Genomic DNA, 12,073 nt, shown 5'->3' with positions numbered 1-12,073 from the left:
GGGTGGTGTGGCCGACGATGTCGCGGTGGGGGTCGCGGTGGGGGTTTCTGAGCGCTCGTGAACGTTCACGTGAGCGTTGCCGTCGAGTATCGGCGTGCTCGACCGATGTCAAGACAACGACGGGGCCGATGTGCCGGGGGCCGGCCGGCGGGATGTCACGCGTCTCCCGGCCACCGGCCCGACGAGGGTCAGGCGGAGTCGCGCACCACGAGTTCCGGTGTCACCCACGCGTCGGCGCCCCGCAGCGGCTCCTCACCCGCGTGCAGCCGGGCCACCTGCTCCACGGCCAGGCGTCCCAGCTGCCGCTTGTCGATGTGCAGGGTGGTCAGGGCGGGCTCGACCAGTTCGCCCAGGGAGAGGCCGTCGAAGCCGAGCACGGCCACGTCGTCCGGGACCCTCCGGCCCCGGCGGCGGGCGGTGCGCATCGCCCCGACCGCGATGAGGTCGTTGAAGCCGAAGACCGCGGTGGTCTCGGGCCGTGCGGCCAGCAGCCGCTCCATGCCGGCTTCGCCGCCCGCCACGCTGTGCTCGGGGCACACCACGACCCAGCTCTCGTCGGCCGGCAGGCCGAGCCGGCGTGCCTGGTCCAGGAAGGCCTGTCTGCGGGGGCCGGGGCCGTGCACACCGTCCAGCATGCCGATCCTGCGGTGCCCCGCGCGGAACAGGTGGTTCATGCCGTGCTCGACCCCGGTGGCGGCGTCGATGCCCACGGCCGCGAACCGGGTCTGCTGCGGGCCGCGTTCCAGCAGCACCAGCGGCACGCCTCCGAGGTGCCGGGTGAGCACGTCGTCCGGGTCCTTGAAGTAGCCCACGACGGCGTCCGCCTGGTGGGAGAGCACGTCGAGCGCCTCCCGCTCCCTGGCCTCGTCGATCCGGGAGTCCCACACGACGACCTGCCAGCCGCGCTGCTCGGCCGCCTCCAGCACCCCGGCGGCCACCTCCGGGAAGAACGGATTGCGCAGGTCGGGGATGACCAGGCCCGCGGTGACGGCCCCCTTCTGGACGAGTCCGCGCGCGAACCGGCTCGGCCGGTAGTCCAGGAGCCGCGCCGCCTCCAGGACCCGTTCCTTGGTGCCGGGGTCGATCTCACCCTTGTCGTTGACCGCCCGGGAGACCGTCTGGCGGGACACCCCGGCCAGGCGGGCGACGTCGTGGATCGTGGCCCGGCGCCGCACACCGTCGGGCTGCTCGGCACTCGGCTCCGCACGCTGATTGTCCGTCCACACGTCCAGCACTGTATCCGGCGCCGGAGCCGACCCGGCAGGGGCAGCCGGAAGGACCCTCCGGCTGCCGGCACAGACGCCCACCGGTCCACACCCGCGTACTGCGGAGAGGGGCCGTGCCGGAGGTGTCCGCCCGCAGTGGTTGCGCGGAGACGAGCAGTCGGTCGGCGTCCGGCCTCGTCACGCCGTTCCGAGGACGCACACCCCGCGGCGCGGCCCCGGCCCACCACTGCGGTGACGGCACCCCGGCCGGGCACCCACCGCCCCCGTCAGTCGCCGAGCTCGGTGAACAGCGTCAGCTGAAGGGCTCCGGGTGCTTCGAGCCGGGAGTTCAGGGAGTTCCAGGGGGTGCGGGTCGGCTCGGCGACGACCTCGGCTCCGGCGGCGGCCAGCTTCGCCGTGGTGGCGACGGAGTCGTCCACCTGGAAGGCGACCCGGATGTGCCCCGCAACGCGCCGCCCCACCTCGACCTCGTCGATGAACGCGGCGTGGTTCGGGTCGGTCAGCTCCAGGGTGGCCCGCCCGGCGTCGAGGATCGTGACCCGCCCGTCCTGCGAGGCGAACGCGGCCTGCTCGGTCAGGCCGAGCACGTCCCGGTAGAAGTGCAGCGCTGCCTCGTAGTCGTCGGCGGTCACGACCAGGCGGAGTTCGCGGACGGTGGGCTCGTCGGGCATGGGGGCTCCTCCGGTATGTCGGGTAACCGCGACAACCCGGCTGCCCGCCGGACGATTCCCGTACGCGGCCGGACCGGCGGTCAGAACAGCGCGCTGTAGGCGTTCAGCGCCGGCTGCCCGCCGAGGTGGGCGTAGAGCACCGTGGAGTCGCGGCCGATCTCGCCCCGCGCCACCAGGTCGGTCATCCCTGCCATGGACTTGCCCTCGTAGACGGGGTCGGTGACCATCCCCTCGGTCCGGGCCGCCAGCCGCATCGCCGCGAGCGTCGTGTCGTCGGGAACGCCGTAGACGCCCGCGTGGTACCGCTCGTCCAGCTCGACGTCGGACTCGGTCAGCTCGCGCTTCAGACCGACGAGCCGGCCGGTGGCGTGCGCGATCCGGGCGATCTGGGCGCGGGTCGCGGCCGGTTTCGCCGAGGCGTCGACGCCGAGCACGCGCCGGGGCCTGCCGCCCGCCTCCTCCAGCGCGGCGAACCCGGCGACCATGCCGGCCTGGGTGGACCCGGTCACCGAGCACACCACGACGGTGTCGAAGAAGACGCCCAGTTCCCGTTCCTGCTCGGCGACCTCGTACGCCCACCCGGCGAAGCCCAGTCCGCCGAGCGGATGGTCGGAGGCACCGGCGGGGATGGCGTACGGTTTCCCGCCGCGCTCCTCGACCTCCCTGAGCGCCTGCTCCCAGCTCTCCTTGAAGCCGATGCCGAACCCGGCCCTCACCAGCCGCACGTCGGCCCCGGCGAGCCGGCTGATCAGGATGTTGCCGACCTTGTCGTACACGGCGTCGGGCCAGTCCACCCAACTCTCCTGGACGAGCACGCACTCGAGTCCGACCCGGGCTGCGACGGCCGCGACCTGACGGGTGTGGTTGGACTGCACGCCCCCGATCGACACGAGCGTGTCACAGCCCTGGGCGAGCGCGTCGGCGACCAGGTACTCCAGCTTGCGCGTCTTGTTGCCGCCGTACGCGACACCGGAGTTGCAGTCCTCGCGCTTGGCCCAGAGGGACGCTCCGCCGAGGTGCGCGGTGAGCCGCTCCAGGGGGTGGACGGGCGAGGGCCCGAAGAGCAGGGGGTAACGGTCGTACGAGGAAAGGGACATGAGTCCTCCCGGGTCGGTCTCGGTCGATCTCGGCCGCGTGGGGCCTTCTCAGTCGGCGAGTCCCTCCAGCCCCCGCCAGATCTCCGCCGTGACGAGGACCGCCTCGGTCGTGTCACCGGCCGCGCAGGCCTCGATCAGCCGCTCGTGCAATCCGGCCGAACGGCAGCTGCCGCCCTGTTCGAAGCGCCGCCGCTCCAGCCGGCGGATGAGCGGGGTGTAGCGGGCGACGGTCGCGGCCGCCGCCCGGTTGCCGCTCACCCGGACGAGGACGTCGTGCAGTTCGTCGTCGGCCCGCAGCGCCGCGTCCACGTCTCCCGTGCGCACGGCGGAGGCGAACCGATCGTTGGCCGCGTGCATCTCGGTGATGTGCGCGGCGGCCAGCCGGGGCACGGCGACCCTCGTCACGAGTTCGTGCAGGGCACCGACCACGGCGGCGGCGTCCCGGACGTCGGCGGCCACCAGCGGGGTGACCCGGGTGTAGCTCTGCGGCTTGCTCTCCAGCAGTCCCTCGTCCACCAGCCGGGAGAACGCCTCGCGCACCGGCGCCCGCGACAGTCCGAGCCGCTCCGCGAGGTCGGCGTCCCGCACCAGCGCGCCGGGCTCGATCTCCCCGGCGACGATGGCGTCCCGGATCGCCTCGTAGGCCCGGTCCCTGAGCAGGGTGCGGGGTACGGGCCGGATGGTGTCCATGGACTGAAATGTTAGATGTCAGTATCGAGGCCGACAAGGGCGCGGGCGAGGCCGTGGCCCGCACTCCCCACGCGGTGCGGGCCACGGCCTGTCAGGCCGCCCAGGGCCAGTCGGCGTCCCGGGATGCCTCGATCAGCGGAACCATCCGGAAGGCCGCGTCCGAGAGCCCTCCGAACGTGTGCCGGTCGCCGTTGCCCGACGGGCCGTGGCCCGCCCGGTATCCGGCGAGGTTCCAGGTGTAGACCGGCACACCGGCCGGGACCTGCTCGGTCGGGTCGCCCCGGTGGTGGTGCGTGTACTGCTCGTCGGTGACGATCAGCACCCGGTCGTGCTTCTTGTAGTGCCGGCGCACCGCCTCCGTGGTGTCGGTGCCGCCCAGGTCGCCGAAGCGGCCGAGGATCTTCAGCACCGATTCGCCCGCGCGGAATTTCACACGGTCGCTCGTCGAGCCGAACTCGACCAGGTCCGCCCGGTCGGCCCGCAGCGCCAGCGCCGTACCGAAGATCGCCGCCGCGTCGGCCCGGGTGAGCTCCGACCGATCGGACAGCCGCGACCAGAACATCGAGCCCGAGCGGTCCACGAGCACCAGCGTCCGGCCGGGCAGCGCGGGCACGTTGGCCAGTGAGTGGCCGAGCGCCCGCTCCAGGGCGTACGACCAGCGCAGCGACGGCGCGTGCTGGTAGGCGGCGAGGTACCGGAAGGGGAACTGCCGCGAGCGGGCCACCTCGGCCGGGTCGCTGATCCGCGCGGCGACCCGCTCGGCCACCTCGTCCGAAACACCGGCCTCGTCGAAGTTCCGCAGGTTGCGTATCAGCGCCATGGCGCCCATGGAAGGGATCACGGCCTCCCAGGCCGCCTTGTCCATCGGCCCCTGCAGCCAGCCCGCCAGCGCCTCCCACGTCATACCGGCCGCGGCCAGCCGCTCGGCACCGCCCTCGGCGGTCACGACCGCACGCCGCTCCTCGACGGGCAGCGCCATCAGCTCGCGGTGCGCGGTGAGGACGCGGTCCGACGCGGGCGGCACGGCGGTGTCCGGGTGGTGGCGACGGTCGAGGGCGTACCGGAACAGCTCGCCCTGCCACGGCTTGTCCGGGTTCGGGGTCGCGTGCACGAGGTTGAGGATGTCGCCGAAGCGGTAGCCCTTGGAGGCGGTGTCGTACTTCAGCAGTGCCTTGCCGTGGTAGAGCCGGCGCACGGCGTCGGCGATACCGCGCTTGACCGGCTTCGGCACGTTCCGGCCGTACATCGTCGTCCAGTACGCGAGCAGTTCGCCGGGCTCGTCGGGCCGCTGGAGAACGGACGCGACGACCTCCCGGTTGGCCGGGCCGTCGGTCGCACCCGCGTCCAGGCGGGCCTTGACGTACTCGGCGGCGCCGACCACGGAGGCCGTGCGCAGGTTGCCCGCGCCGCGCAGCCAGCCGAGCAGGCCGGCCGTCCACTCCGCATCGGTGACGGCGAGTTCACGCACGAGCCGCTGGAACCGATCGTCGCGGTCGGCACCGGTCTCGTAAAAGGTCTGCTGGGAGACGAAGTGGGACACGGCGAGCAGGAAGAGTTCGGAGCGGGCGTCCCGCTCACGGCCCCGGCCGCCCTCGTACGTCCGCAGCACCCGCCCGGTGGACGTCACGCGCGAGACGGGACGCGCGCGGGCTGCCTTGCTATTGAATCGTGCCATGGTGAATTCCCCCGAATTCGTTCGTGTGTTTCGGGAGAGACGCTGCATGCGGAAAAAAAGGTGGGTGCCCGAGGACAGAAGTCGGCGACGGACTAATTCAGATGCTCTACCCACTTGAGCTACAGCGACCCGAAGTCGCTGACGGGACTCGAACCCGCAACCCTCTGATCCCAGGAAGTAACCGTTGCCTTCGCACCGGGCACCCACCACATGCTGCGCCTCCCGAGATCAAGTCGGCGGCGGCGTCGGATTCTTTGGAAGAGAAGTAGCCGCTGCCATCGCACCGGGAGGTGCGTGACGTTGTGATCTCACTGTAGGAGGCGCGCCTTGGAAACTGCGAGCGAATTTATGACCGCTTCTGGCGCTTCCAGGGGCCGGTGATCGCAAGCAGGATGCCCGGGTCCTGAATGCTGGCGTAGAGGGTCTTGCCGTCGGGCGAGAAGGTGACCCCCGCGAACTCGCTGAACTCCGGCTCCTCTTCGGTGCCGACGTTCAGGTCGTTCCGGGCGATCGGGTACGTGCGGCCGCTCTCGGTGGCGCCGAACAGGTGCGAGACTCCCTCGCCGTCCTCGGCCAGCACGATGCCGCCGTACGGGGAGACGGTGATGTTGTCGGGGCCGTCGAACGCGCCGTCCTTCGACGGGTCGGGGTTCACCCCGAGCAGGACCTTGAGCGTCAGCGTGCGGCGCTTGGGGTCGTAGAACCAGACCTGGCCGTCGTGCCGGACGGGGCTCTCCTCACGAGCGTAGGAGGAGACGATGTAGGCGCCGCCGTCGCCCCACCACATGCCCTCCAGCTTGCGGGCGCGGGTGACCTCGCCGTCGGCGAACTGCTTGCGCACAGGAGTGATGCGGGCGTCGCGGTCGGGGACGTCCACCCAGTCGACGCCGTAGACGGTGCCGGTCTTCGTGGCGCGCGACAGGTCGTCGACGAACGTGCCGCCGGAGTCGAAGCACTTGGGAGCCTGGAGGACACCGGCGTCGTCGGCGAGCTCGCGGAACTTCCCGGGGCCGTACGCGAAGCCCTTGGGCGGGGTCCAGCGGTAGAAGAGACCGTTGGGCTCGTCGTCGTCCTCGGTGAGGTAGGCGTGGCCGCGCCTGGGGTCGATGACGACGGCCTCGTGGTCGTAGCGGCCGAAGAACTTCAGCGGCTTGGGGGCTCGGTTGGCGCGCCGGTCGCAGGGGTCGACCTCGAAGACGTAGCCGTGGTCCTTGGTCATGCCGTTGACGCCGGCCTTGTCGGAGTTCTCCTCGCAGGTCAGCCAGGTGCCCCAGGGCGTGCTGCCACCGGCGCAGTTGGTGGAGGTGCCGGCGATGCCCACCCACTCCGCGACCCGCCCGTCGGGGCGTACCTCGACGACCGTGCAGCCGCCGGCCGCGGCCGGGTCGTACACGAGGCCCTCGGTGAGCGGCACCGGGTACTTCCAGCCGGCGCGTGGGCCCTTCAGCTCGTGGTTGTTGACGAGCAGGGTGGTGCCGCGGGGGCCGTCGAAGGTGGCGGTGCCGTCGTGGTTGGACGGGGTGGGCTCACCGGACTCCAGCTTCGTCTTGCCGCTGTAGGTGATGATCCGGTACGTGAAGCCGGCGGGCAGGGCGAGGATGCCCTCGGGGTCGGGGACCAGCGGGCCGTAGCCGACTCCGTGCCGGGCGTCCGCCGTCTCGTCCCCCGCGCTGTCGGTGTCGTAGGACGCGAGGGCGTTCGGCGCGGTGGCGAGGGCACCGACACTGCCCGCCAGCGCCACACCGGCACCGGTGATCGCGGAGTGTCTGGCGAAGTCCCTGCGGGTGAGCGACATGGTGTCTCCTGTGACGGGGGGTTGCCGTGGAGGGTGGCGGACCTCGTTCGGCAACACCGTCCCGCTCATCCGTGAACAGGGGTTGAACAACGCCCCAGGGGCGCGGGGAACTGCGCGACAAGCCGAGACGGCGCCGCACCCGCGGGCCGGGATCAGCCCGCCTGTTGGGATCGCGCTTTGAACGCAGCCTTCCGCGCTTCCTTCGCCACCCTCTTGTCGGGATGCAACCGCCCCATCGCCTCCAGCACATCGGCGGTCGCGGGATGATCAACCCGCCACACGGCCTCGAAGAACCCACCGTGCTGCTGAGCGAGCCCCTCCACCAGCGCCCGCAGCTCCTCGGAGTTCCCCTCCGCTGCCAGCTGCGCGGCCACCGTGTCGATGGTCAGCCAATACACCATCGCTTCCGACGGCACGGGCACATCCACCGCACCGTGCTCCGTGAGCCAGACACGGGCGAGACCGCCCAGCTCGGCATCGTCGAGCACCTCCCGCAGCGCGGGCTCGGCCGAAGCACCCACCAGGGACAACGCCTGCTGACACCGCAACCGCCGCAACGGCGCCCCGGTATCCGCGCCCCGTGCCGCCGCCAGCAACTCCCGTGCCGCGGCGAGCGCTTCCCGGCGCTGAAGCCATTGCTCGGTCTCGGCCTGCGCAGCACCCGGCGGGAAGTCCGCCGTGCCGTCGAGCAGCGCGTCGGCCCCCTTGTCCGCGAGGTCGCCGACGGCCGGTGCGTCGAACCCGGCTTCCAGCAGCCGGGCGCGCATGCCGTACAGCCCGAGCGGGGTGAGCCGGACCATGCCGTAGCGGGAGACGTCGGTGTCGTCGAGGGGTGCCGCGGGCTCCTCGTCGGCGTCGGCCATGAGCGCCTCGTCGACGGGCTGGTACGCGACGAATCCCACCGGTTCCAGCATCCGGAACTGGTCGTCGAGCCGCATCATCGCGTCGGAGACCTGCTCCAGGACGTCGTTGGTGGGCTCGTCCATGTCACCGGGCACGATCACCGAGGCGGCCAGGGCCGGCAGCGGCACCGGGGTGCCGGGCGTGTCCTCACCGGCGGTCAGCAGATAGAGGTTGCCGAGCACGCCGTCGAGGAACGCGGCCTCGCCCTCGGGGTCCCAGCCGAGGGCGGAGAGGTCGAGCTCGCCCTCCTCGTCCACGAGCCCGTCCAGGTCGGGCACGCTCGCGTCGGCGAGGACGGTCTCCAGGGCGGAGAGCCACACGGTGAGCACGTCCTGCGGCGAGCCACCGGTGAGCAGGGCCAGATCCTCACCGGCGGTCACGGTGCCCTCGTCCTCGTCGACGACCTCGACGAGCCCGGCGTCCACGGCGACCCGCCACGCCTCGCTCGCGTCGGCGGCGGCGTCGTCCCCGCTCAGCCCGAGCGCCTCGACCGCCGCGGGCAGCTGCTCGTCGACGAGCCCTCCCCCGGCGTCGACGCGGGTGTCCGGCCCGGCCCAGCGGGCGAGCCGGGCGGCCCGGGACAGCAACGGCGTGGACAGCGCGTCGCGCGCCAGCTCCGCTTCGGGGTGCAGCCGCACCGGTGGCAGGGGGGAGCTGTCTGACATCGGCTGTTTCTCCTATGGACCTGTCGTTTGGATCACGCCGCAGACGCGCGGTCTGGCACGCACACTGCCGCGTTGTCGTCGGTTGCCGACTCCCCCACGCTCGGCTGCGCTCGCGCGGGAGGGGCCCCATCGCGTCGACGCCCTCCTCCGCCTTGCAGCTGCACGCACCGGACCCCGCTCACCGGCATCGAGCAGCACCGTCGGTTCGCTGCGGCCTGATCCGAACGACAGGCCATGGCGCGCCTCAGGTGACTCAACCGCTCAGCCTAGACGGATTTCCACCCATGCCGCCCACTTCATGTCCCCGTCATCCGCCGTGCATGGCCGAAACCTTGACAAGTGACATGAGCAGGCTGGAGATTGACGCGCGTAGAAGTCGGCGGACACCTGTTCACCGGGCCGGCCCCACCCAGGTCCACCCGTCCACCGTTCTCTACGCGCGTCACCGCATCCGCCCCACAGGGAGCGGCAGTCAGCCATTCCGTCCTTTCCGCCCCTCGTCCCGGCGCCCTGTCACGTCCCCGGAGGGAACCCCGTTGCCGAGCAAGTCGTCCGCGCGTCTCGCCGCGCTCACCGTCGCCGCCGCGTGCTCCGCGGCATCCACGATCGTCCTCACCAGCCCCGCGCACGCGGAGTCGGTGCGCATCCACGACATCCAGGGCAGCACCCGGATATCCCCGTACGCGGGCAAGCAGGTCACGGACGTGGCCGGAATCGTCACCGGCATCCGGACCTACGGCTCGTCCCGCGGCTTCTGGATCCAGGACCCGAACCCGGACGCCGACCGGGCGACCAGCGAGGGCGTCTTCGTCTTCACCGGCTCCGCCCCGAAGGGCGTGGCCGTCGGTGACGCCGTCACGGTCAGCGGCACGGTGGCGGAGTTCGTCCCCGGTGGCGCCACCTCCGGCAACCAGTCGCTGACGGAGATCACCAAGCCGACCACCGTGGTCGTCTCCAGCGGCAACGCGCTGCCCGCGGCCACGGCGATCACCTCGCGCTCGGTTCCCGCCGTCTACGCCCCCGCCGGAGACCCGGCCGCGGGCGGCTCGGTCGACGCGCTCCCCCTGAAGCCCTCGAAGTACGCCCTGGATCACTACGAGGCGCTGGAGGGCATGTCCGTCCGGGTCACCGACACCCGCGTCGTCGGCGCCACCGACCCGTACACCGAGCTCTGGGTGACGGTGAAGCCGCACGAGAACCGCAACCGCCACGGCGGCACGGTCTACGGCTCCTACACCGCCCAGAACACGGGCCGCCTCCAGATCCAGTCCCTCGGCCCGACGGCGGACTTCCCGAAGGCGAACGTGGGCGACACCCTCAAGGGCAGCACCGCCGGCCCCCTGGACTACAACCAGTTCGGCGGCTACACCCTGGTCGCGAGCGAACTGGGCACGCTGAAGAGCGCGGGCCTGGAGCGCGAGACGACCCGCAAGCAGCGCTCCTCGGAACTCGCCGTCGCCACCTACAACGTGGAGAACCTCGACCCGGCCGACGACACGTTCGCCGCCCACGCCTCCGCGATCGTGAACAACCTGAAGTCGCCCGACATCGTGTCCCTGGAGGAGATCCAGGACAACAACGGCGCGAAGAACGACGGTACGGTCGCCGCCGACCAGACCCTCACCACGCTGATCGACGCGATCGTCGCGGCCGGCGGCCCGACGTACGACTGGCGCTCGGTCGACCCGGCCGACGGCACCGACGGCGGCGAGCCGGGCGGCAACATCCGGCAGGCGTTCCTGTTCAACCCGGAGCGGGTCTCCTTCGCGGACCGCGCGGGCGGTGACGCCACGACGGCCACCGGCGTGACGAAGATCCGCGGCAAGGCGCACCTGACGCTCAGCCCGGGCCGCGTCGCCCCCGCCGACGAGGCCTGGAAGAACAGCCGCAAGCCGCTGGCCGGCGAGTTCGTCTTCCGCGGCCGCTCGGTCTTCGTGATCGCCAACCACTTCAACTCCAAGGGCGGCGACCAGGGTCTGACCGCCCAGTACCAGCCGCCGTCGCGCAGCTCCGAGACGCAGCGCCACCGGCAGGCCACCGTGGTGAACGCCTTCGTCAAGGACATCCTCGACACCCAGAAGAACGCGGACGTCATCACGCTGGGCGACATCAACGACTTCGAGTTCTCCCGGACCGCGAAGCTCCTGGAGGGCCGCGGCGAACTGTGGTCGGCGATCAAGTCGCTGCCCAGGAGCGAGCGTTACTCCTACGTCTACCAGGGCAACAGCCAGGTCCTCGACCAGATCCTGATCAGCCCGTCGATCCGCCGCGACTGCGACTTCGAGTACGACAGCGTGCACGTCAACGCGGAGTTCCACGACCAGATCAGCGACCACGACCCGCAGATCCTGCGGTTCCGCCCGTAGGGGCCCGGGGCCGGCCGAACGCGTGGTTCGGCCGGCCCGTCCTCGGTGCACCGGTCCGATCAGGGCACCAGCCTGCTCAGGGCACCAGCCCGAGGACGTGGTCGTAGCGGCTGACGGAGCCGCCGGGCAGGAGGCCCGGCCAGTTCTGCACGCGCTTCCACTGCTCGGTCGCCGAGCCGACCCCCTCCCCCGGCGCCGCCAAGGCATCGATATGGGCCTGGGCACTCTCCCACTCGGCGTAGTTGAGCACCCGCGTGCCGTCGGTGCTGAGGTGGAAGTGGGCCGAGATGCCGCCGGGGTGCGCTTCCGGTTCGCTCTCCAGGGCCTCGAACACCGCGTCCACCCAGGCGCGCTGCCGGTCCGTGTCGGGCCCCTCGAAGCGGACGTCGACGACGACGACGCACCCCGGGGCGGGCGCCGCCGCGCCTTTCTGCCCGGCACTGCGATAGTGCCGGTACCGCCCTATCTCCACCCGCTCGATCCCCGGCACGGCGGTGTCGATCTCGTCGACGCGGTCCTGCCGGTGGGTCTTCACGAACGCCTCGAAGGCCTGCTCGCTCCTCCACTGCGAGTAGTGCAGCAGGGTGTCCCCGTCATGCCCGGCGTACACGTGGTACCCGAGCAGGTCGGCGGTCGGCCAGGGCCGCCGCTCCCACGTCCGCGCGATCGCCTCGACGGCCTGCCGCTGCCGCTCGGGGGTTCCCAGACGCCAGGTGCTGAAGAGGGGGGCACCGATACGAGGGTCGGTGGGGTCGGGGTGCTGTTCGGTCCGACGGCTCATGGAACGCTCCAGTTGTGTGCGCGACTGCTGCACACCCCACTGTTCAACCTCGACCAAACTTGAGGTCAAGCGGGGTTCGGCAGGCCACCGTGGTGAACGCCTTCGTCAAGGACATCCTCGACACCCAGAAGAACGCGGACGTCATCACGCTGGGCGACATCAACGACTTCGAGTTCTCCCGGACCGCGAAGCTCCTGGAGGGCC

9 protein-coding genes are annotated in these 12,073 nt (G+C 71.5%); 1 reads left to right on the top strand and 8 read right to left on the bottom strand.

The features are described from left to right. Positions 1-188: 188 nt before the first annotated feature. From C1J00_RS27485 to C1J00_RS27455, 7 genes are all read right to left on the bottom strand, one after another. Entirely contained in the window at positions 189-1,226 is a 1,038-nt protein-coding gene (locus C1J00_RS27485; RefSeq protein WP_102911708.1) for a LacI family DNA-binding transcriptional regulator, read from the bottom strand. A gap of 266 nt (positions 1,227-1,492) precedes the next feature. Continuing rightward, complete coding sequence (locus C1J00_RS27480) at positions 1,493-1,897, bottom strand: VOC family protein (protein ID WP_102911707.1); 405 nt, start codon at positions 1,895-1,897, stop codon at positions 1,493-1,495. 80 nt (positions 1,898-1,977) lie between these two features. After that, positions 1,978-2,994: a 1-aminocyclopropane-1-carboxylate deaminase gene (locus tag C1J00_RS27475; protein WP_102911706.1), complete on the bottom strand. Its 1,017-nt coding sequence runs from the start codon at positions 2,992-2,994 to the stop codon at positions 1,978-1,980. A 48-nt stretch (positions 2,995-3,042) separates the two neighbouring features. Beyond that, positions 3,043-3,684: a GntR family transcriptional regulator gene (locus C1J00_RS27470; RefSeq protein WP_102911705.1), complete on the bottom strand. Its 642-nt coding sequence runs from the start codon at positions 3,682-3,684 to the stop codon at positions 3,043-3,045. 91 nt (positions 3,685-3,775) lie between these two features. Next, entirely contained in the window at positions 3,776-5,359 is a 1,584-nt protein-coding gene (locus tag C1J00_RS27465) for a TROVE domain-containing protein (protein WP_102911704.1), read from the bottom strand. Between the two features lie 346 nt (positions 5,360-5,705). Then, positions 5,706-7,154, bottom strand: a complete 1,449-nt coding sequence (locus C1J00_RS27460; RefSeq protein ID WP_102911703.1) for an alkaline phosphatase PhoX — start codon at positions 7,152-7,154, stop codon at positions 5,706-5,708. A 152-nt stretch (positions 7,155-7,306) separates the two neighbouring features. Next, on the bottom strand, positions 7,307-8,722 hold the full coding sequence (locus C1J00_RS27455; RefSeq protein ID WP_102911702.1) for a hypothetical protein: 1,416 nt from the start codon (positions 8,720-8,722) through the stop codon (positions 7,307-7,309). Between the two features lie 536 nt (positions 8,723-9,258). Here C1J00_RS27455 and C1J00_RS27450 point away from each other — a divergent pair. After that, positions 9,259-11,088 carry a DUF8508 domain-containing protein gene (locus C1J00_RS27450; RefSeq protein WP_102911701.1) on the top strand — a complete coding sequence of 610 codons (1,830 nt, stop codon included), beginning with the start codon at positions 9,259-9,261 and terminating at the stop codon, positions 11,086-11,088. Between the two features lie 76 nt (positions 11,089-11,164). Here C1J00_RS27450 and C1J00_RS27445 read toward each other — a convergent pair whose 3' ends face one another. Continuing rightward, entirely contained in the window at positions 11,165-11,869 is a 705-nt protein-coding gene (locus C1J00_RS27445; RefSeq protein WP_102911700.1) for an antibiotic biosynthesis monooxygenase, read from the bottom strand. Between the last annotated feature and the right edge of the window lie 204 nt (positions 11,870-12,073).

The organism is Streptomyces cahuitamycinicus (genome assembly GCF_002891435.1).
In the GTDB taxonomy this organism is placed as follows: domain Bacteria; phylum Actinomycetota; class Actinomycetes; order Streptomycetales; family Streptomycetaceae; genus Streptomyces; species Streptomyces cahuitamycinicus.
Note: the sequence above shows the minus strand (reverse complement) of the source record. Positions and strands in the feature narration are given on the sequence as shown.

Excerpts from the sequence above, each read along its gene's own strand:
- C1J00_RS27460 (WP_102911703.1), bottom strand. The coding sequence starts at position 7,154 with ATGTCGCTCACCCGCAGGGACTTCGCCAGACACTCCGCGATCACCGGT.
- C1J00_RS27465 (WP_102911704.1), bottom strand. The coding sequence starts at position 5,359 with ATGGCACGATTCAATAGCAAGGCAGCCCGCGCGCGTCCCGTCTCGCGC.
- C1J00_RS27445 (WP_102911700.1), bottom strand. The coding sequence starts at position 11,869 with ATGAGCCGTCGGACCGAACAGCACCCCGACCCCACCGACCCTCGTATC.
- C1J00_RS27475 (WP_102911706.1), bottom strand. The coding sequence starts at position 2,994 with ATGTCCCTTTCCTCGTACGACCGTTACCCCCTGCTCTTCGGGCCCTCG.
- C1J00_RS27470 (WP_102911705.1), bottom strand. The coding sequence starts at position 3,684 with ATGGACACCATCCGGCCCGTACCCCGCACCCTGCTCAGGGACCGGGCC.
- C1J00_RS27455 (WP_102911702.1), bottom strand. The coding sequence starts at position 8,722 with ATGTCAGACAGCTCCCCCCTGCCACCGGTGCGGCTGCACCCCGAAGCG.
- C1J00_RS27480 (WP_102911707.1), bottom strand. The coding sequence starts at position 1,897 with ATGCCCGACGAGCCCACCGTCCGCGAACTCCGCCTGGTCGTGACCGCC.